This is a genomic window from Herbaspirillum sp. GW822-FHT03A08, assembly GCF_058801885.1.
Genome location: NZ_JBXANR010000006.1, coordinates 267,192 through 285,664, shown reverse-complemented (window position 1 = coordinate 285,664; position 18,473 = coordinate 267,192). Strand labels below are relative to the sequence as shown.

Sequence of the window (18,473 nt, the reverse complement as noted above, 5' to 3'; positions counted from 1 at the left end):
TGGTATCTTTCTTCTCAACCGACATCCCGTCCGGTTCTTTCGACAAGGAGATTGCCATGACTACCAAGCATGTACTGTTTATTTTGACAAACGCAGCTGAAATCGGCCCGAACAAGCGTCCTACCGGATACTTCTTCTCCGAGGTCGCTCATCCCTATGAAGTTTTCGATCACGCCGGCATCGCCGTCGAATACGCCTCCCCGCTGGGCGGCACTCCGCCGGAAGACGGCTACGACGCCAACGACCCGGTGCAACTGGCCTTCCGCAACAGCAAGGCGATCCGCCGCATGTCGCGCAGCCGCAAGCTGTCGGAAGTCGACGTCCTCGACTACGACGCGATCTTTTTCCCCGGCGGCCTCGGCCCGATGGCTGACATCGCGACCGATCCCGAAGTCAAGCGCGTCATCGCCCGTGCCTGGGATGCCGGCAAGATCGTCGCCGCCGTCTGCCACGGCCCTGCCGCCTTCCTTGGCGTCAAGCTCGCAGACGGTACGCCGCTGCTGCATGGCCGCAAGCTGACCTCCTTCTCGAACGCTGAAGAAGCCGGTTACGCACAGGCCGACGTGCCCTTCCTGCTGGAAGATGCACTGCGCGCCGAAGGCGCCGAATATTCGGCAACCGACGTCTGGCAATCCAAGGTAGTCGTCGACGGCCGCCTGTTCACGGGCCAGAATCCGGCATCGGGCGGTCCGCTGGCAGAAGCCATGGTCCAAGCGCTGCGTGGAGAATCGGCATGAGCGCGCCCGGACCGATCACGGTAGTCGCGCGCTGGCATCCTGCCGGCGGCGCCTTCGGCGAGGTGTTGTCCATCGTCACCGAACTGCGCCCCAAGTCGCTGGCGGAGCCAGGTTGCCTCGGCTACGAGGTGTATCAGAGTGTCGACTTGCCGCGCAGCCTGCTGCTGGTCGAACGCTATCGCGACCAGGCGGCGCTCGACGCCCACAAGGAGTCAGCGCACTACCAGGAGCTGGTGGTGAGGCGTGTCCTGCCGCTGCTGACCGACCGTCGGGTTGAGTTGCTGCGGGACCGCGATGCAGCATGATGACAAAAGAAAGTCCGAAAGACGAAAGCCCGCGCAAGCGGGCTTTTTTCTTATCTGTCGGCCTGTTGTCTTCGACGTACACGATTCGTCGGGGAAATAGGAAAGGCGAAAAATCACGATTCTTTTCAAAAAATGGAAAGAGTTTGCAAAATGGAAGAAGTTTCCATAAAATCGATTCCAGTTAAGAAAGAGGGTGACGATACGTTTGCCGGATTGTCTGATCGAACATGCAAGGAACAACATGACCGCAGTACTGCAGCGCAGTTTTCGAATACTTGAAGAGCTGGCCGTGGCGCCGGAGGGCAGAACGCTCACGGAGCTGGTGAGCGAGCTGGGCCTTCCCCTGAGCGCCACGCATCGTCTCTTGGCCGACCTGATCGAGCAGGGCTACGTTCGCAAAGACGAGCGCCGCGGCGAATTCCTGCTGACCATGAAGATGCCGTCGCTGGGCCTGCGCTTCCTGAGCGCTGCGGGGATCGCCGATATCGCCCAGCCGATTCTTGAGAAACTGGCGGCGCATTGCGGCGAGCTGGTGCGGCTGGCGATTGTCGAAGACGATCAGCTGATATACGTCGCCAAGGCGCAAGGCGCCCGCCAAGGCATCGTGTATGACCCGGAAATGGGCCGTCCGGTGACCCTGTCCTGCAGCGCGGCAGGCATCGTCTGGATGTCGACCAGGTCGGATGAAGAGGCCATGGCCCTGGTATCGAAGCAGGGTTTCGGCACGCCGGCCGAATTCGGACCCCGCGCACCGACGACTTTCAAGGCGCTGCTGCCGATGATTGCGCTCGCCCGCAGCAACAAGTACGCCACCACGCAGGACATGTTCCTGCCGGCGATGAGTTCGATGGCCACGCCTGTTCTGGGCGCGGCAGGAGAAGTCCGGGCCATTCTGATCATCGCAGGACCGATGTCCAGATTGGGAGAAGAGCGGATGAAGGAACTGGCGCCGGTCATGCAATCAACGGCGCTGGAGCTTTCTTCAGCCAGCAGCGTCTCGCCGATGTTCAGGCGGTCGCTCGGCACGCAACACGGCAAGCAGGGCGCCGTCACCTCATAACAAACTAACGGCCGACGCAGACCCGCTCAATCATCCGCAGTCGGCAAGCCATACCAAGTTCCATTCCGGTCAGCGCACGCATGTGCGCTGAGGGGGAAGTTTTGCGCGCAAAAAAAGCCTGGCGCCCGAAAGCGACCAACAAGGCCATCAGAAAAATTTTATAAGGAGACAAAGATGAGCAGTTCATCGAATCACACGGACGACAGGGCAATGGCAAACCGGGCGGTCAGCGCGGCGACGCTGGGCACGGCTTTGGAATGGTTTGACTTTACCTTGTACGGCGCAGTCGCCGCCACGATCTTGCCCAAGCTGTTCTTTCCCGCGATGGAACCGACCTCGGCGCTGCTGGCGTCGCTGGCGACGTTCAGCGTGGGGCTGGCAGCGCGGCCGTTGGGAGCCATTATCTGCGGCTACTTCGGCGACAAGATCGGCCGCCGCAATCTCATGCTCGGCACCGTTTCCGTCATGGGCATTACCTCGGTGCTGATGGGATTGCTGCCTACTTATGCGCAGATCGGCGTCTACGCGCCGATCCTGCTGGTGATCCTGCGCATTCTGCAGGGCTTTGCACTGGGCGGCGAGTCGACCGGCGGCCAGCTCATGGCGCTGGAACATGCGCCTGCCAATCGCCGCGGACGCTATTCCGGGATCATCGGCATGTGCGCGCCGCTGAGCCAGATTCTGGCCAACGCCGTGCTTCTCTCGCTATCCGCCTTCATGACGCAAGAGTCGTTCGAGAGCTACGGCTGGCGCATTCCGTTTGTCGCCAGTTTCATTCTGGTGCTTGTGGGCATTTATATTCGCGTCAAGGTCAGCGAAACCCCGGCATTCGTCGAGATGAAAAAGACAACGGCCTCCAAAGCCGGCCGGCCGTTGCGAGATGCTTTCCGCCTGCACTACAAGACCATCATCCGCATGATGCTGTTCTTCTGCGGTCCGACAGCGCTGTTCTATCTGGCGGTGGTGTTTACCCTGAGCTACCTGACCAATACGCTTGGCGTGCCGAAGCAAACGGGATTCAAATTGCTGATGATCGCCAACGCCTGTGCCATCGTGGGTTCCATCGCCGGCGGCATCATGAGCGACAAGATCGGCCGCAAACGTGCGCTGTTGATTGCATCCGCTGCGACCTTCGTCATTGCGCTGTGCTATTTCCCCGCGCTGGAAACTCGCAACTTCGCCGTGATGGCCGTTGCGATGGGTTTGTTCATGGCCTTTACCCAAGTGCAGACCGGCATCCAGCCGGTCGCCTTCGCCGAAGTATTTCCTACCAATGTCCGCTACACCGGCTCCGCCTTGGCCTTTACCGGCGCCAGCCTGTTCGCCGGCGGCCCGATTCCGGTGGTGGCCACCTGGCTGGTCAAACTGGGTAACGGATCGCCGTGGGGTCTGGTGACACTGGTTGCTGCGCTGAACGTCCTGTCTTTCGTGATGATCGCCATCGGACCGGAAACCAGGGGCAACGACATGAACAGAGTGGACACGGATTTCGGCGGCGACAATCAATACGCCGGTCTGACGCAGGAAAAACGCGCCTCGGTCTGAACGCCGGAACTGGAAACAGAATTGAAAATCAGGATTTGAAACAAGGAACAAATATGACCGCAAATGAAACCGGTCTGCTAGCCATCTGGAGCACCGTGGCAGCGGAAGTCGAGACCGATTATCTGCACTGGCTGACGAGAGAGCACGTATTTGAACGCGTCGGCATTCCGGGCTTCAGCTCGGGACGCGTTTTCCACCGAAGAGGGAGTTCTCCGTCGGAGTACCTGATCCTGTACGAGCTGGCCCATGCCGAAATCATGGGAAGCCTCGACTATCAGGCTCGTCTGAATCAACCGACGGCATGGACCCAGCGCATCATGCCGATGTTGCAGAAATTTCGCCGCGGCGGCGGGACCATCGTGAAGTGGGCAGGGAGCGCCAGCGCATTCGGCAGCCGTCTGGCGGTGGCCAGATTCGACGACGCCCTTCCCGCCGGCCTGAAAAACGACGCCTCGCCGCAAGGACTGGCGCACATTGCCGCACAAGACCGCGTCGTCAACACCTATCTGATGGAAGTCTCCGCCGACGGCACGCAGATCGCCACCAAAGAAAAATCCATGCGCCGCGGCGGCGAGGGAATTTACTCCGGCATGCTGGCGATCGAAACGCTGGATGATGTCACGCTGGAGCAATCCGTCTCTGCCAGCGCCGCCAGTCTCGTCATTCCGGAAGCGACGTTCGAGCGCTACGACCTGATTTTTACCTATGTGAAACGCTGACTCCGTCGTACCTTGAAACTTCAATCCACATGGTCTCCATGTGGATTTTCTTGTCTTAAGAAATTATTTCAATGCCGGGCTACGCCTTGCGCGACCGGTGCGCCGCCTGCTTCGCGCGGTTTCCGCATACCGCCATGCTGCACCAACGGCGGGCGTGTCCCTTGGTTTTGTCCACAAACAGCAGCGTGCAGGCCGGACCCTCGCACGCCTTCACGTAGGTGAAACTCTCATCGCAGACCACACTCGCCATCGCTTCCGCCAACGGCAGGAGCAATGACTCCGGCGAACGCCAGCGGCGCTCTCTTTTCCTGATGACGCTCTTGCCGGCATCGCCTGCGAAGATCTGATCAAAGCTTTCATCGCGCGCCAGTAAACGGTTGAGGGGCTCCAACTCCGACACGACGTTGTCAGGCAGCGGCTGTCCTTTGTGCCGCACGACGAAGCTGCGGAACCACTCTCTCAGTCCTCGCGCCTGCGCGGCAATCGCATCCAATTCTCCGGGGCCTGCACCGTGTTCAAACTCTGCCAGCACCGTTTGCGGAACCAGCTTCGCTGCGGCCAGCCAGTTCAAAAAATCCTTGCCTGAGCCTAGCCATTCGACAGGCGTATCGACCGGCGTCGCCACCGAATTCAGGAAATCCAGTCCGACCGCGTCGGCGAGAAACATCGGAGGGGGAAGTTGTTGATCCATTTCGGCATCCTTTCAGACTTGGTATGGACAAATAATAACTTAATTGGTTGATTATTAGAAGTTACTGTTCATTCAACAAAGCGATTGTGAAGGCCAGGCAGGGTTTTCAAGTCTTCCTGATGGAAGCCATATGATCGGCATAAAACAGTAAATTTGGTCTTTTTGATGATTTTGATGAAATAACCGTTAAAAAATAATTTGACAGGTTATAAATCAAAAGATAACCTTTAAATCGCAATTTAACAGGTTATTTAATTCTTCATCCAATTCAAGGAGCCATTCATGGAGCTCATGCATCTTATTCGCCACAAGAAGGTCGCCGTAGATGGCCTGGAGGTTTTCTATCGTGAGGCGGGCAATCCCCGCAATCCGACTTTGCTGCTGCTGCACGGTTTTCCCAGCAGCAGCCACATGTTCCGCAACCTGATTCCGCTGCTGGCGGATCGTTTCCATCTGATTGCGCCAGACCTGCCTGGATTCGGCCAGACCGCATTACTGCCGCGAGACAAGTTCGCCTACACCTTCGACAACCTGGCCAAAGTTATCGCGCGCTTCACCGAGGTGATCGGGCTGAAGCGCTTCGGCGTCTACGTGTTCGACTACGGTTCGCCGGTCGGCCTGCGGCTGGCCATGGCGCATCCCGAGCGGGTCACGGCGATCGTGACGCAAAACGGCAACGCCTATCTGGAAGGACTGAGCGAGGGCTGGAATCCGATCCGCGCCTATTGGCAGACGCCGGATCAGGCCAACCGTGACGCACTGCGCCAGCTGCTCAAACCCGAGACCACCTTGTGGCAATACACGCACGGCGTGGATGACGCCGAGGCGGTTTCTCCCGACGGCTATTCGCTAGACGACTTTTACATGACGCGTCCCGGCGCGCATGAAGTCCAGCTCGATCTGTTCCTCGACTACGCCGGCAACGTGGCGCTGTATCCGGCATTTCAGGCCTATTTCCGTGCGCATCAGCCGCCGCTGCTGGCGATATGGGGACGCAACGATCCGTTCTTCTTGCCGGCCGGCGCCGAGGCGTTCAAGCGCGACCTTCCCAAGGCCCGGGTGGTGTTCTACGAAACCGGCCACTTCGCGCTGGAAACGCATGCGGCCGAAATCGCCGTGGAAATCCGCGCCTTTCTGATAAGCCCGGCCGCGACATAAACCTCTTTCATCAACTGTTATCAACTGTCATCAGGAGTCTCGTCATGCGAGCAATCGTCATCAAAGAATATGGTCCGGTCGAAGGTCTGGCATATCAGGAGTTGCCCGAGCCCGAACCGCAACACGGCCAGGTTGTCATTCAGGTCAAGGCTTTCGGCATCAACCACGCGGAAATGCACATGCGCCGCGGCGAGTGGGCCGAGTCGGCGCCGGTCAGCGGCATCGAATGCGTCGGCATCGTCAAGTCTTGCCCGGGCGGCGAATTCAAGCCGGGGCAAAAAGTGGCGGCGCTGATGGGCGGTCTTGGTCGTACCGTCAACGGCAGCTATGCGGAATACACCCGCGCCCGCGTCGAAAACGTCGTCGCCATCGAATCGGCGCTGCCGTGGGCAGACCTGGCTGCGCTTCCCGAGTCCTACGCCACGGCGTGGACCTGTCTGTTCCGCAACCTCGACATCAGGCGCGGCCAGACCTTGCTCATCCGCGGCGCCACCTCGTCGTTCGGCCAGGCCGCGGTGAACATGGCGGTCAACGCCGGCGCGCGCGTCATCGCCACCACGCGCAGCAAGCAGCGCTTCGCCATGCTGGAAGAGCTCGGCGTCATGCGCGTTGAACAGGAGGGGCCGTCGTTGTCGGTGCGGCTCAGGGAAGCAGAGCAGGTCGACGCCGTGCTGGACCTGGTCGGCAACAGCGTGCTGCTCGATTCGCTGGCGATCGTGCGTCGCGGCGGACGGGTTTGCCTGGCGGGGTTCCTCGGCGGACTCGCGCCGGTGCCGGATTTCAATCCGCTGCTGCAGATGCCGAGCGGCGTGCACTTCAGCTTCTTCGGCAGCTTCGTGTTTGGAAATCCGCAATTTCCGCTGTCGGACGTGCCGCTGCAGGACATCGCGCGTGACGTCGAGCAAGGTCGCTACAAGGCGAAGCCGTCGCGCGTGTTCCGCTTCAGCGAAATCCATGAAGCGCATCGCGCCATGGAAGCGAATCAGGCCAACGGCAAGATGGTGGTCGTGGTCGACTGAACGCTGCCGCAGCCAATCAGATTCGAATAATCAACTTACCTATCAAGGACAAAACATGAAAAAGATTGCAATCGTCACCGGCGCAAGCCAGGGCATAGGCCGCGCGACGGCGATCCGTCTGGCGCGGGATTTCGGCGGCGTGGCGCTGGTCGCCAGAAACGCCGGCAAGCTGGCCGACACCGCCGAAGAGGTTGAAAAGGCCGGAGCGCAGGCGCTCATCATCGACATCGACCTGAGCGCCCCAGGCGCCGCCGACATTGTGGTAAACCGCACGCTGGAAACCTTCGGCCGTCTCGACGCGCTGGTCAATATCGCCGGCGATGTGCCGCAGATCGACCTGTTCCAGATGACGGACGAACAATGGGACGCCGGCATGTCGCTCAAATTCCACGGCGCCCGCCGCCTGACGATACGCGCGTGGGAAGCGCTGAAGGCGACGCAGGGATCGGTGGTGATCACCTCCGGCAATTCCGCCGCGATGCCGAAAGCGGCGTTCGCCGCCGTGGCCGCCATCAACGCCGCCATCGTGTCGCTGGCGAAAGCGTTTTCGGAACGCGGCATCCACGACGGCGTGCAGGTCAACAGCGTCCTGCCGGGACCGGTCATGACGGGCCGGCGCGAATCCTTCCTCGCCAAATGGTCGGCTGCAAACGGCATGTCGGTGGAACAGGCTCAGTCCAAATTCCTGGCAGCGGCCGACATCGGCCGCTACGGCCAGCCGGAAGAAATCGGCGAGCTGATGGCCTTCCTGGTGTCGCCGGCCGCGAAGTGGATGACGGGCTCGGCGATCCGCATGGATGGCGGTGAAATCAAGTCGATGTAACAAACTTCAGCTACGCCAGACATCGCCAAAGCCCCGGAAGCCCGGGGCTTTGGTCTGTCTGCAACCGGAGCAAAGTCTGAAAATACTTGATCACATCCTCTTGAGAGTCTCCATGGCATTTACAAGAATTCATCATAGATAACGTATTAAGTCATTTAATAAGCCATCTATAAACATATATATTTACAAATAAATTCATAGATGAATAATTAAATGAGATAATCAGTTATCTATAGAGGATTCGTATGCCCAAAAAGCTCATGGCCGACGAAACGAAATACCCGACGCTGGTCGCCGAACGCACGGCCCTGTGGGGGCGTTACATCAAGGCGGCGCGTCTGGAGCAGCGTCTGACGGCGGCCAATCTTTCGCAACGCGCTCAGGTATCAGGGAGCACCTTGCGTCGTCTTGAACATGGCGATCCGGGCGCGGCCGCCGGCGCTTATATGGCCGTGCTCAGCGTCCTGGGTTGTCTGCCTGATCTGGCCCCTGTGCCTCGCGATCCGATAAAAGCGCCGGTACGCCACGATGGAAAGACGATGATGCGCGCGCGCCGGTCCGCCAAGGAAACCGCCAGTGATTACTTCTGATCGTCCGACGCTTCTTTATATCTACCTGCAGCGTCCGGACGACGGCGCGTGGGTAACCGTAGGACGCTATTCGCTCCAAAGAGAGACCGAGGGCGTTTTTCGCTACGCCCCCAGCTATGCCGATGCCGGCCTGAGTTGGAGCATTGATCCGGTTAATTTACCGTTCCGCATGCATGCCGACATCCCCGCCCCCCGCTATCGCGGTTTGCATGACGTGCTGCGCGACGCCAGTCCCGATTCATGGGGCCAGGCCATCATCAGGAGGGAAAAAGGGCTCGCGGATTCCGCGCATCCTTGCCAATATCTGATCCATGCCGGCAACGCCGACAGATGGGGAGCCCTGGCAGTCGGTACGTCCCGGAGTCCATCCGTAGCCAATCTGAACAGTCCGCGTCTGGACAGCCTGGCCGAGCTCGTCGCCGAGCTGGAAGCAATGGCGGCGCAGCTGCCACCGATCAGACAACGTATCCGCAAGATGCTGGTTGCGCCCAGCCTGGGCGGCGCGCGTCCCAAGGGCGTGGTGCAGGATGATCACGACTTCTGGCTGATCAAACCCCGGATACCGACCGATACAGCCGACGTGCCGCTGCTGGAGCACGTCGCTGCGGAATTGGGGCGCAAGGTCGGTTTGAATTTCGCCGAGACGGTACATCAGTACGTCGGCAATTCGTCGCATAGCGTGATCCGCATCAAACGCTTTGATCGTCGCGGCGACCGGCGTCTCATGGCCATCAGCGGCGCCAGCATGCTTGCAACCGAATTCCCCGGCGCCCAGAGCAAATCCGAATGGAGTTACCCGCGGCTTGCAGAAGAGTTGCTGCGCATCGGCGCGGGGGACGATCGGCAAGAACTGTTCTTGCGCATGGTATTCAACGCCGTTCTCGGAAACGATGACGATCATCCCCGCAATCATGCCGCCATCTACGATCCGGCCTTGAGCCGCTGGTGCCTGTCGCCGGCCTTCGATGTGGTGCCGAACTGGGACTTCGATCCGGAAACGCTGGCCATGCAAACTTCGCTGGGAACCTGCGATATTTCCCGCACAGCGGTCCTTGCGGACGCTCAGCGATTCGGGCTGACATCCGAGGATGCGGCAACGGTGTTGGATGCATTCCTGGACAGCATCGAACAGGCGCATCAGAGTGCACTGTCGGAGTATGCGAAATCCATCGGGGATTTTTTCAGCGGGCGAATCCGGCTTGGATTGAAAAAGCTGCGGGACGAAGCCGTGTAACAGGTTTCAGATGGAGGCGACAGCGTTGCAGATGTCCGCTCCGTTTCCCTGTTATTTTTCTTGGGTGTCGGCTAATGCGTCGTGCGAATCCGCAGTGGATCGCCATTGCGCCGGCGTCATCTTCATCCATTGCGTGAACACGCGGTGAAACGCCGAAACCGACTGATATCCCACCAGTTCCGCCACCGTCTCGACCGATAGCGCCGACCGCTTCAGTTCATTGGCAGCCAGTCCCATGCGGATATCCTTCAGAAAATCGTTCGCCGAGCGTCCCAGCTTGTCCTGGAAATGGCGCATGAAAGTGGCGCGCGACATGCTGCACAAGCCGGCCAGTTCCGGCAGCGTCCACGGTCGCGCCGGGTCGCCGAACATGGCGGCAATCGCGGGCGCCAGACGTGGATGTCCGGCCAGCGCCAACAGACCGGTCGGCGCCTGTTCCGATTCACTGGCGGTGCGGATGACCAGCGTGAACAACGCCGCCGACAATGTGTTGAGCATCGCGTGGCCGCCCAGCCTGTCGCTGCCGGACTCGGCGCGCATCAGGCGCACCAGGTTGTTCAGGTGGGCGGCGGACGATTCGGCGCCGGGCTCCGCCGGCGTATCGCCTGCCTGGCCGTCCGCCGACCGCGCGACCAGCTTTGTCGGCAGATAGTCGTGGATGAAACGGTCATGCGGCGGGGCGATCACGAAGCGGCCGCACAACATGTCCAGGCGCTCGCCGCTACGGGCGTTTTCACTGACGACAAAACTCGCGCCGGCGCGATTGTCCACCGGCGCCGGCGCGCGTCCGCTGCCGTCATGCAGAAAGTGGGCCGAGCCGTGCGGCAGCAGCACGATGTCGCCGGCGAGCAGTTCGCGGGTGCTGCGGTCGTCCGGGTCTTCCAGGATTGCGCGTCCGCCGAGCACGATATGGTAGGGAATCTCGCGGGCCGGCGATTGTTCGTAGACCACGCGCCAGGGCGCGCCGTAGGCGCAGCGGATCTCAAGCCGACCGGTTACGGTGATCATTTCCAGCAGTTGGCTCAGCCAGTCGGAGTTGGTGGACATGCTATCTTTGTTTGATCCTTTTGAGCATTTTATTGGTATTTATCAGTCTTAACAAGATCATCTGCGCTGCTTAAAGTAGAGGCTCCTAACCACCACATCAAAAGGAGTCACACCATGAGCCGCATCACTATCCCCGCACTCGCATCCGCCACCGGCGCCACTGCAGACGTCTACGCTCAGATCCGCAAGATCGCCGGCGGCAGCGTTCCCAACCTGTTCGCCACGCTCGGCCACCTGGCCCCGGCTTCGTTGACCGCAGTGCTCAACGCCGAGGGCGCGCTGGCATCCGGCAGCCTGAGCAAGCAAGATCTCGAAACCATCAAGCTGCTGGTCAGCGAGCAGACCGGCTGCGATTACTGCGTCGCCGCGCACCACATGCTGGGCAAGATGACCGGCCTGTCGGCGGACGTCTTGCGCGCCATCCGCGCCGGCCAGCCGACCGGCGAAAGCAAGCGCGATGCGCTGATCCATTTCGTGCTGGTGCTGCAAAAGACCAGCGGCACCATCAGCAACAACGAGTTCGAGGCCATCCGCGCCGCCGGTTACACCGACACGCAACTGGCTGACATTTCGCTGACCATCGCGCTGACGATTTTCACCAACACTTTCAACCGCATCAACGACACCGATGTCGATTTTCCACCGGTGAAGTAATTGAAAGCTCGCCCGGGCCGGCAGCAACCGGCCGGCCCGGACTTCAATACGAATCAATACAAATAATCGTCGACGACCTTGCGCACCGTTTTCAACGCCGTCTGCAGCGCCTCCGGCGCCACGGAGCCGAGCGCCAGCCGGATCGCATGCGGCACCTGCTCGCCAATCGCAAACGGCTCGGCGGTCGAGACCGAGACGTTCTCGTGCAGCAGCGCCATGGCGACCTGATCGGCGCGGACTTCCTCCGGCAACGGCAGCCACAGGAAATAGGATGCCGGGTGCGAGACGGTGTGCAGTCCCCTGAGCGTTTTGCGGGCTATCGTCTGCCTGCTTTTCGCATCGGCGCGTTTCTCTGCTTCCAGGCGCGCGACGGTGCCGTCTGCTATCCATCCGCAGGCGATGCCGGTCATGACGCCGGGCGTGTTCCAGGTGGTGGCGCGGATCGCGCGTTCTATCTTCGGCACCCATGGCGCAGGCGCGGCGACGAATCCGACGCGCAGGCCGGTGGCGACGCTCTTCGACAGTCCCGAAACATAGACCGTGATGTCCGGCGCCAGTGCGGCGAGGGGCGGCGGCGGATTTTCCGCGAGGAAGGCGTAGGCAGCATCTTCGATGATCAGCAGTCCGTATTGACGGGCGATCGCCACCAGCTTCTTGCGCTGCTCCAGTTTCATTACCCAGCCCATCGGATTGTGCAAGGTCGGCATGGTGTACACCGCGCGTACGCGGCGCTTCTTGCACAGTTTTTCCAGCGCATCCAGATCAGGTCCTTCTTCCGACAGGGGGATGGCCGCCAGCTCCAGCCGCTGGTTTTCCGCGAGCACCTTGAATCCCGAATAGGTCAGCGCATCCGTCGCCACCACATCGCCGGGGTTCAGCAAGGCCATCGCGGTCGCCGCCAGGCCATGCTGCGCGCCGCTGACGATGAGCACCTGATCGGCTGTGACGGACAGGCCGCGTGACAGCAGATGGTGCGCTACCGTGGCGCGTTCGTGGGGCCGGCCGGCATGGGGCTGGTAGCGCAGCAGGGCTTCCAGATCGCCGGAGGACGCCAGTTGGCGCAGGGCGTTGCTCAGCAGTCGGGTTTGTTCGGGCAGGGAAGGGTAGTTGAAATTGAGATCGACCACGTCGGCGGCGACCGCGTGCAGGTCGACACCCTGATCCGGCGGCAGGGCGGTTTCCCTGACAAAGGTGCCGCGGCCGGTCTCGCCGCTGACCAGGCCCATCGCTTCCAGCTCGGCATAGACCCGCGTCGCCGTCACCAGCGCGAATCCCTCCTGCGCGGCGAGTTGCCGGTGCGTAGGCAGGCGCGTGCCGGGCTTGAGCGCTCCGCTGCGGATGTCGGCGGCAAGGAGATCGACCAGCTGTTTGTATCGGGCGTGGGCCATAGCGTGATTCCTGATGCCTTATGTATCCATGACAATAATTTGATTGTACTGATTGCCGGTCCTATGATGCCTCATCGCCACCGGACTTGAACAGGAAAAACCACGCCATGTACATCAGCATTCTGACTTTCGACGGTTTCAACGAACTCGATTCGCTCATCGCCTTCGGCATTCTCAACCGCATCAGGAAACCGGACTGGCGCGTGTCGATTGCCGGGCCGACTCAGCAATTGCGTTCCATGAACGGTCTGGAGATCAACGCCCACATCACGCTGGAAGAGGCCGGACACGCCGACGCAGTCATCGTCGGCAGCGGCATCAAAACCCGGGAAGTGGTGGCGGATGAAGAGATCATGTCGCGTTTGCAGCTGGACCCGTCGCGGCAGCTGCTGGGAGCGCAATGCTCCGGCACGCTGGTGCTGGCAAAGCTTGGCTTGCTTGACAAGGTGCCGGCGTGCACTGATCTCACGACTAAACCGTGGGTGCAGGAGGCGGGTGTGGAAGTATTGAATCAGCCCTTTTTTGCCAGAGGCAATCTCGCCACCGCGGGCGGCTGCCTCGCGTCAAGCTATCTGGCCGCATGGGTGATCGCGCGCCTGGAAGGAATCGATGCTGCACAAAGCGCCATCCACTATGTCGCGCCGGTGGGCGAGAAAGAGGAATACGTTGCGCGCATGATGAAGAACATTGCGCAGTTCATGCCGGAGGCAACGGCAGCAGCGTGAGACAGTGTCAGGCAAGCAAGCGTGCTCAGCCGTTCCTGCTATCTGGCCTCGCGCACATCGCGCCGGATCGCCTGCGGCGGCACGCCGAATCCGCGCATGAACACTTCCCGCATATGACGCCGGTCGCGGAAGCCGGTCTCTCTGGCGATCACTTCCAGCGGATGCCGGCTTTGCTCGATCATCAGGCGCGCCGCTTCCAGGCGCAGTCCTTCGATGGCTTTGGCCGGTGATTGCCCGGTTTCTTCTGTGAACACGCGGCTGAACTGGCGCGGACTCAGGTTGACCGATTCCGCCAGTTCATCGACGGTCAGTTCCTTGCTCAGATTCTCGCGCGCATAGTTCAGGGCGTTCTGAATGCGGTCCGACTTCGGCGACAGATCCAGAATTTCAGAATGCTGCGACTGTCCGCCGGAGCGGCGCTGATACATCACCAGCTTGTGCGCGACGGAGCGCATGGCGTCGCTGCCCAGATCCTTTTCCACCATGGCCAGCGCCAGATCCAGACCCGCCGTCATGCCGGCTGACGTCCAGATCGGGCCGTCGACGATGTAGATCCTGTCGTCTTCCACCTGAATATCCGGAAAGCGCTTCTGCATCTCGCGCGCAAAATACCAGTGGGTGGTGGCGCGCCGTCCTTCCAGCAGACCTGATTCCGCCAGCACGAAGCCGCCGGTGCAGATGGCCGCGACACGGCGCGCGCGCGTCGCCGCTTTCCTCAGAAAAGTCCGTTCCTGCGCCGACGCCGGCGAACTCACCGGATCGCCGACGCCGCTGACAATCCAGGTATCCACCTGGGTGCGCGCCGTCGGCACCTGGGTCGCAATGCTCAGACCCAGGGACGAGCGCACTTCCTTGCCGGCAAGAGAAAAATTCCTGACCTCATAGAACTGCTCCCCGGCAACCATATTGGCGTACTCGAATACCGCCTGGGTCGCCACCGCCATGATCTGAAATCCGTCCTGAAGCAGGTATCCGATGCGATGCATGTCTATTCCTTGTCCGGTTTTATGCCAGTGTCCTAAAACATGACCATAAACGTCATTTGAGACATCGTCAAGTACTCCTATGATTCGTCCATGCATTTGCACATCCGGACTTGACCGGTTTTCCCAACAGACAACGCAGGAGCAACATCATGACCCAAGCACACCAAGGTACTGCCCTTATCACCGGCGCCTCTTCCGGCATCGGCGCCATCTACGCCGACCGCCTGGCCAAACGCGGCTACGACCTGATTCTGGTCGCCCGCAACCGTGATCGCCTCAACGCACTGGCCGACCGCATTACCACCGAAACCCGCCGCACCGTCGAAGTGCTGGCTGCCGACCTCAACGACAAGTCCTCGCTGGCGCAGGTCGAAGCCAAGCTGCGCAGCGACGCCAGCATCACCTTGCTGGTCAACAACGCCGGCATCGGCACCCACACGCCGCTGCTGTCGAGCGACGTCGACAAGATGACGCAGCTCATCGACCTCAACGTCACTGCACTGACCCGCCTGACTTACGCTGCCGTACCGGGTTTCGTGGCGCGCGGCAAGGGCCGGATCATCAACATCGCCTCCATCGTCGGCATCGCACCGGAAATTCTCAACGGCGTCTATGGCGGCAGCAAGGCCTTCGTCTACGCCTTCACCCAGTCGCTGCATCACGAGCTGGCCGCACAAGGCGTGCAAGTACAAGCCGTATTGCCCGGCGCTACGGCGACCGAATTCTGGGACATCGGCGGATTGCCGGTGGAAAACCTCGATCCGAACATCGTCATGACGGCCGACAACATGGTCGACGCGGCCCTGGTCGGCTTCGATCGCGGCGAGCTGATCACGATTCCATCGCTGCAAGATGCCGGCGAGTGGGAAGCGTATGAAGCCGCTCGCCAGGTGATGCTCCCCCGCTTGTCGAACAAGGCCGTCGCTCCGCGTTACCTTGCCGCGAAGTGATCTCCGATCCGGCCGCTTATTTACTCAATTTTCCTGCTCAATTCAAGAAAGACCCATCATGAAACTTACCGATAACACCATCTTCATCACCGGCGGCACTTCCGGCATCGGCCGCGCCCTGGCTGAAGCCCTGCACGCTCGCGGCAACACCGTCATCATCGGCGGACGCCGCAAGGCATTGCTGGATGAAGTCGTCGCCGCCAACCCAGGCATGGCCGCCATCGAGATCGACATCGCCGACCCGGCCAGCATCGATGCCGCAGCAAAGACGCTGATAGCCAGCTATCCCGCTCTGAACGTGCTGATCAACAATGCGGGCATCATGCCGTTCGACAATGCCGGCGGCCAGATCGACGACACGGTGTCGCGCAGCATTCTCGATACCAACCTGCTTGGCCCGATTCGCCTGACTTCCGCCCTGATCGAGCAGCTCAAGCGCCAGCCGCGTTCGACCATCATTCACAACACGTCGGTGCTGGCCTTCATTCCGCTGGCGGCGACGGCGGTGTATTCCGCCTCCAAGGCGGCGTTGCATTCGTATGCGATGTCGCAGCGCTTCATGCTGCGCGACACCACGGTGCGCGTGCAGGAAATCGCGCCGCCATGGGTCGACACCGATCTGATCAAAAAGAGCGGCGATCCTCGCGCCATGCCGCTGGATGCCTTCATCGCCGAAACCATGGCCGCGCTGGAGAGCGACGCCGAAGAAGTGATCGTCGAAGCGGTGCGTCCGCTGCGCGCCAATCCGGGGCCGGGCGAACATGCGCTGTTCAACGGCTTCAACCTGTCGCTGATCGACAATCCGATTCCGGTCTGATCGGGAACGGACGTCGCCGCCTGTTGAGGGCGGCGATTTTTCATTTCTCGTTGAAACTGAAACAAATCGCGTCCGGATACTCCGGATCGCAATATCAGCGACAATGGCCGGACGTATTCACCACGCAAGGAAACCAAAATGACTCAACCCATTGCCGTCGTCGCCACCATCACTGCGCATCCCGGCCATCGCCAGGCGGTCATCGACGCGCTGCGCACAGCTGTTGCCGCGGTGCGCCTGGAACCGGGCTGTGAACAATATGTGTTGCACGAAGATATGGATGAGCCGAACCGGCTGATCATGATTGAACGCTGGAGCAGCATGGCGGATCTGGAAGCGCATGGACGCGGTGCGGCATTGGCAACCCTCGGCGGCGCTTTGAAGGACCGCGCCGACCTGCAGATCAGCAAACTGATTCCGGTGAGCTGACGCGCCAGCATGGCAAGATTCGCTTTGCCTGTCGTGTTCGGCAGGCACGAGCGTCGTCGTTGCATATTGATTGAATGATGAACGGAGCAGCAATGGCAGTCGATTTTTTCAATCTCACACGGGGAGAGCAGCCCCTGCTCATTTCCATTCCCCACATGGGCACCCACATCCCCGACGGGATCGCCAATCGCCTGACGCCGGCCGCCAATCTGCTGGCGGACACCGACTGGCATCTGGCGCAGCTTTATGATTTCGCCAGATCGATGGGCGCGACTATCCTGCAGGCGACGCATTCGCGCTATGTAATCGACCTCAATCGTCCGCCCGGTGACGAGAGTCTGTATCCCGGACAAGCGACCACATCGCTTTGCCCGACCGAGACCTTTCCCGGCGAATCGATCTATCAGGACGGTCAGGCCCCCACAAAAGAAGAAATCGCCGGACGTCTGTCGACATACTGGCGTCCCTACCACGACCAGTTGCAGGCGGAACTCGCGCGACTGCGCGCGCTGCACGGTGCGGTGTTGCTGTGGGATGCACATTCCATCGCGAGCCGTCTGCCGCGTCTGTTTGACGGCAAGCTGCCCGATTTCAATTTAGGCACCAATGAAGGACGCAGCTGCGCGCCCGCGGTGCAAGACGCCGTTGGGCATGCAGCCTCCGTCGCCGTCGGTCAGCGCTTTACCTCGGTGGTGAACGGCCGCTTCAAAGGCGGTTACATCACGCGTCATTACGGGCAGCCGCAAGACGACATCCACGCAGTGCAATTGGAAATGTGCCAGTCGACTTACATGGACGAAACGCCACCCTTCGGCTATCGGCCCGACCTGGCGCAAGAGTCCGCACCGGTGATCCGCACCATCATGGAGGCGGCGTTGCAGGCGTTGCCGCGGCCCTGATGCAGCGCAGCTTGTTCCCCAGCCTCGTCCCACAATGAAAAAAGCCCGGCAGATGCCGGGCTTTTTGCTTGCTGTGAAACCGAATCAGTAAGTCAGCGTAACCGTCACGGTGTCCGTATAGACGCCGGCCAGTGGAGTCTGTGCGCTGGCGATGCGGCCGTAGACGGTCAGGTTCTGGATCAGGCCGTTGCCGGTGCCTGCCTGGGTATCGGTGCCGATGGTCGAACCCCAGTTGTTGGTACGGCCGGAATCGCGATACAGCGCGTAGTTCAGCGTGCCGCCCAGGGAACCGGTCAGCTTGCGCACGCTGGTGGTAGCGCCGGTGCCGGCGCCTGCATCCAGGCCGATGGTGTACGAAGTGCCGTTGGTGCACAGTACGGCGATGTTGCCGGTCTGGTCGACTTGCGAGCTGGTGTAGTTGCCGAAGGCGATGGTGGAGCCGACGACGGTGCAGGAAGCCAGTACGGTCGCGGTGACGACCAGCGTGCCCGTTGCAGTTGCAGCGAAAACCGGAGCGCCGGAAACCAGCATGGCGGCAGCGAGGGTGGCGCAGATGACACGATTTTTCTTGATGGTGAACATGGCATTTTCTCCTGATTTCTTGGCGGTTGTTGGCGTTTCGTTCTTGTCCCATTACAAGAATTTCGAATTCGCCGGGCACAGGTGAACTTTACTTTTCAGGCATAGCCGCAGATAT

21 protein-coding genes are annotated in these 18,473 nt (G+C 60.6%); 16 read left to right on the top strand and 5 right to left on the bottom strand.

From position 1 onward, the window contains the following. Positions 1-56: 56 nt before the first annotated feature. The 5 genes from AC1RN6_RS19910 to AC1RN6_RS19890 all read left to right on the top strand — a co-directional run bounded on the left by AC1RN6_RS19910 (position 57) and on the right by AC1RN6_RS19890 (position 4,366). Positions 57-737, top strand: coding sequence for a type 1 glutamine amidotransferase domain-containing protein (locus AC1RN6_RS19910; protein ID WP_493007160.1), 681 nt, complete (start codon positions 57-59; stop codon positions 735-737). Further along, positions 734-1,042 (top strand): putative quinol monooxygenase, encoded by a 309-nt coding sequence (locus AC1RN6_RS19905; RefSeq protein ID WP_493007159.1) that lies wholly within the window; start codon positions 734-736, stop codon positions 1,040-1,042. The genes AC1RN6_RS19910 and AC1RN6_RS19905 overlap by 4 nt, the downstream gene beginning before the upstream one ends. A 241-nt stretch (positions 1,043-1,283) precedes the next feature. Beyond that, positions 1,284-2,102 (top strand): IclR family transcriptional regulator, encoded by an 819-nt coding sequence (locus tag AC1RN6_RS19900; protein ID WP_493007158.1) that lies wholly within the window; start codon positions 1,284-1,286, stop codon positions 2,100-2,102. 174 nt (positions 2,103-2,276) lie between these two features. Beyond that, positions 2,277-3,647, top strand: coding sequence for an MFS transporter (locus tag AC1RN6_RS19895; protein WP_493007156.1), 1,371 nt, complete (start codon positions 2,277-2,279; stop codon positions 3,645-3,647). Positions 3,648-3,700: 53 nt separating this feature from the next. Continuing rightward, positions 3,701-4,366: a hypothetical protein gene (locus tag AC1RN6_RS19890; protein WP_493007155.1), complete on the top strand. Its 666-nt coding sequence runs from the start codon at positions 3,701-3,703 to the stop codon at positions 4,364-4,366. 79 nt (positions 4,367-4,445) lie between these two features. Here the strand turns inward: AC1RN6_RS19890 and AC1RN6_RS19885 are convergent, their stop codons facing one another. Beyond that, positions 4,446-5,057: a CGNR zinc finger domain-containing protein gene (locus AC1RN6_RS19885; RefSeq protein ID WP_493007154.1), complete on the bottom strand. Its 612-nt coding sequence runs from the start codon at positions 5,055-5,057 to the stop codon at positions 4,446-4,448. A 291-nt stretch (positions 5,058-5,348) separates the two neighbouring features. Here AC1RN6_RS19885 and AC1RN6_RS19880 point away from each other — a divergent pair, with 291 nt between their 5' ends. The 5 genes from AC1RN6_RS19880 (at position 5,349) to AC1RN6_RS19860 (ending at position 9,881) form a co-directional block, all read left to right on the top strand. Next, positions 5,349-6,215: an alpha/beta fold hydrolase gene (locus AC1RN6_RS19880; RefSeq protein ID WP_493007369.1), complete on the top strand. Its 867-nt coding sequence runs from the start codon at positions 5,349-5,351 to the stop codon at positions 6,213-6,215. Positions 6,216-6,259: 44 nt separating this feature from the next. Beyond that, complete coding sequence (locus AC1RN6_RS19875; protein ID WP_493007153.1) at positions 6,260-7,234, top strand: zinc-binding dehydrogenase; 975 nt, start codon at positions 6,260-6,262, stop codon at positions 7,232-7,234. A 55-nt stretch (positions 7,235-7,289) separates the two neighbouring features. Further along, positions 7,290-8,057: an SDR family oxidoreductase gene (locus AC1RN6_RS19870; RefSeq protein ID WP_493007152.1), complete on the top strand. Its 768-nt coding sequence runs from the start codon at positions 7,290-7,292 to the stop codon at positions 8,055-8,057. Between the two features lie 245 nt (positions 8,058-8,302). Further along, positions 8,303-8,647, top strand: a complete 345-nt coding sequence (locus AC1RN6_RS19865; protein WP_493007151.1) for a helix-turn-helix domain-containing protein — start codon at positions 8,303-8,305, stop codon at positions 8,645-8,647. Further along, on the top strand, positions 8,634-9,881 hold the full coding sequence (locus tag AC1RN6_RS19860) for a type II toxin-antitoxin system HipA family toxin (protein WP_493007150.1): 1,248 nt from the start codon (positions 8,634-8,636) through the stop codon (positions 9,879-9,881). Before AC1RN6_RS19865 ends, AC1RN6_RS19860 begins: the two co-directional genes overlap by 14 nt. Before the next feature lie 51 nt (positions 9,882-9,932). On the opposite strand, the gene AC1RN6_RS19855 is transcribed toward AC1RN6_RS19860, so the two are convergent. Next, positions 9,933-10,928 (bottom strand): cupin domain-containing protein, encoded by a 996-nt coding sequence (locus AC1RN6_RS19855; protein WP_493007149.1) that lies wholly within the window; start codon positions 10,926-10,928, stop codon positions 9,933-9,935. A 114-nt stretch (positions 10,929-11,042) separates the two neighbouring features. Here AC1RN6_RS19855 and AC1RN6_RS19850 point away from each other — a divergent pair, with 114 nt between their 5' ends. Then, positions 11,043-11,582 (top strand): carboxymuconolactone decarboxylase family protein, encoded by a 540-nt coding sequence (locus AC1RN6_RS19850; RefSeq protein ID WP_493007147.1) that lies wholly within the window; start codon positions 11,043-11,045, stop codon positions 11,580-11,582. 53 nt (positions 11,583-11,635) lie between these two features. Here the strand turns inward: AC1RN6_RS19850 and AC1RN6_RS19845 are convergent, their stop codons facing one another. Continuing rightward, complete coding sequence (locus AC1RN6_RS19845; protein WP_493007145.1) at positions 11,636-12,970, bottom strand: aminotransferase-like domain-containing protein; 1,335 nt, start codon at positions 12,968-12,970, stop codon at positions 11,636-11,638. A gap of 107 nt (positions 12,971-13,077) precedes the next feature. Between AC1RN6_RS19845 and AC1RN6_RS19840 the strand changes: the two genes are divergently transcribed. After that, a complete protein-coding gene (locus tag AC1RN6_RS19840) occupies positions 13,078-13,695 on the top strand; it encodes a DJ-1/PfpI family protein (protein WP_493007144.1) in 618 nt (205 codons plus the stop codon). A 38-nt stretch (positions 13,696-13,733) separates the two neighbouring features. Here the strand turns inward: AC1RN6_RS19840 and AC1RN6_RS19835 are convergent, their stop codons facing one another. Beyond that, positions 13,734-14,681: a GlxA family transcriptional regulator gene (locus AC1RN6_RS19835; RefSeq protein WP_493007143.1), complete on the bottom strand. Its 948-nt coding sequence runs from the start codon at positions 14,679-14,681 to the stop codon at positions 13,734-13,736. Between the two features lie 149 nt (positions 14,682-14,830). Here AC1RN6_RS19835 and AC1RN6_RS19830 point away from each other — a divergent pair, with 149 nt between their 5' ends. From AC1RN6_RS19830 to hutG, 4 genes are all read left to right on the top strand, one after another. Next, the gene (locus tag AC1RN6_RS19830; protein ID WP_493007142.1) at positions 14,831-15,631 is read left to right on the top strand and encodes an SDR family NAD(P)-dependent oxidoreductase; all 801 of its coding nucleotides are present in this window, start codon (positions 14,831-14,833) and stop codon (positions 15,629-15,631) included. Positions 15,632-15,689: 58 nt separating this feature from the next. Continuing rightward, positions 15,690-16,448 carry an SDR family oxidoreductase gene (locus AC1RN6_RS19825; protein WP_493007141.1) on the top strand — a complete coding sequence of 253 codons (759 nt, stop codon included), beginning with the start codon at positions 15,690-15,692 and terminating at the stop codon, positions 16,446-16,448. 138 nt (positions 16,449-16,586) lie between these two features. Continuing rightward, on the top strand, positions 16,587-16,877 hold the full coding sequence (locus AC1RN6_RS19820) for a putative quinol monooxygenase (RefSeq protein WP_493007140.1): 291 nt from the start codon (positions 16,587-16,589) through the stop codon (positions 16,875-16,877). Positions 16,878-16,969: 92 nt separating this feature from the next. Further along, a complete protein-coding gene (gene hutG / locus AC1RN6_RS19815) occupies positions 16,970-17,776 on the top strand; it encodes an N-formylglutamate deformylase (protein ID WP_493007139.1) in 807 nt (268 codons plus the stop codon). 84 nt (positions 17,777-17,860) lie between these two features. Here hutG and AC1RN6_RS19810 read toward each other — a convergent pair whose 3' ends face one another. Next, the gene (locus AC1RN6_RS19810) at positions 17,861-18,358 is read right to left on the bottom strand and encodes a Csu type fimbrial protein (protein WP_493006541.1); all 498 of its coding nucleotides are present in this window, start codon (positions 18,356-18,358) and stop codon (positions 17,861-17,863) included. Between the last annotated feature and the right edge of the window lie 115 nt (positions 18,359-18,473).

Excerpts from the sequence above, each read along its gene's own strand:
- AC1RN6_RS19910 (WP_493007160.1), top strand. The coding sequence starts at position 57 with ATGACTACCAAGCATGTACTGTTTATTTTGACAAACGCAGCTGAAATC.
- AC1RN6_RS19905 (WP_493007159.1), top strand. The coding sequence starts at position 734 with ATGAGCGCGCCCGGACCGATCACGGTAGTCGCGCGCTGGCATCCTGCC.
- AC1RN6_RS19900 (WP_493007158.1), top strand. The coding sequence starts at position 1,284 with ATGACCGCAGTACTGCAGCGCAGTTTTCGAATACTTGAAGAGCTGGCC.
- AC1RN6_RS19895 (WP_493007156.1), top strand. The coding sequence starts at position 2,277 with ATGAGCAGTTCATCGAATCACACGGACGACAGGGCAATGGCAAACCGG.
- AC1RN6_RS19890 (WP_493007155.1), top strand. The coding sequence starts at position 3,701 with ATGACCGCAAATGAAACCGGTCTGCTAGCCATCTGGAGCACCGTGGCA.
- AC1RN6_RS19885 (WP_493007154.1), bottom strand. The coding sequence starts at position 5,057 with ATGGATCAACAACTTCCCCCTCCGATGTTTCTCGCCGACGCGGTCGGA.
- AC1RN6_RS19880 (WP_493007369.1), top strand. The coding sequence starts at position 5,349 with ATGCATCTTATTCGCCACAAGAAGGTCGCCGTAGATGGCCTGGAGGTT.
- AC1RN6_RS19875 (WP_493007153.1), top strand. The coding sequence starts at position 6,260 with ATGCGAGCAATCGTCATCAAAGAATATGGTCCGGTCGAAGGTCTGGCA.
- AC1RN6_RS19870 (WP_493007152.1), top strand. The coding sequence starts at position 7,290 with ATGAAAAAGATTGCAATCGTCACCGGCGCAAGCCAGGGCATAGGCCGC.
- AC1RN6_RS19865 (WP_493007151.1), top strand. The coding sequence starts at position 8,303 with ATGCCCAAAAAGCTCATGGCCGACGAAACGAAATACCCGACGCTGGTC.
- AC1RN6_RS19855 (WP_493007149.1), bottom strand. The coding sequence starts at position 10,928 with ATGTCCACCAACTCCGACTGGCTGAGCCAACTGCTGGAAATGATCACC.
- AC1RN6_RS19850 (WP_493007147.1), top strand. The coding sequence starts at position 11,043 with ATGAGCCGCATCACTATCCCCGCACTCGCATCCGCCACCGGCGCCACT.
- AC1RN6_RS19845 (WP_493007145.1), bottom strand. The coding sequence starts at position 12,970 with ATGGCCCACGCCCGATACAAACAGCTGGTCGATCTCCTTGCCGCCGAC.
- AC1RN6_RS19840 (WP_493007144.1), top strand. The coding sequence starts at position 13,078 with ATGTACATCAGCATTCTGACTTTCGACGGTTTCAACGAACTCGATTCG.
- AC1RN6_RS19835 (WP_493007143.1), bottom strand. The coding sequence starts at position 14,681 with ATGCATCGCATCGGATACCTGCTTCAGGACGGATTTCAGATCATGGCG.
- AC1RN6_RS19830 (WP_493007142.1), top strand. The coding sequence starts at position 14,831 with ATGACCCAAGCACACCAAGGTACTGCCCTTATCACCGGCGCCTCTTCC.
- AC1RN6_RS19825 (WP_493007141.1), top strand. The coding sequence starts at position 15,690 with ATGAAACTTACCGATAACACCATCTTCATCACCGGCGGCACTTCCGGC.
- AC1RN6_RS19820 (WP_493007140.1), top strand. The coding sequence starts at position 16,587 with ATGACTCAACCCATTGCCGTCGTCGCCACCATCACTGCGCATCCCGGC.
- hutG (WP_493007139.1), top strand. The coding sequence starts at position 16,970 with ATGGCAGTCGATTTTTTCAATCTCACACGGGGAGAGCAGCCCCTGCTC.
- AC1RN6_RS19810 (WP_493006541.1), bottom strand. The coding sequence starts at position 18,358 with ATGTTCACCATCAAGAAAAATCGTGTCATCTGCGCCACCCTCGCTGCC.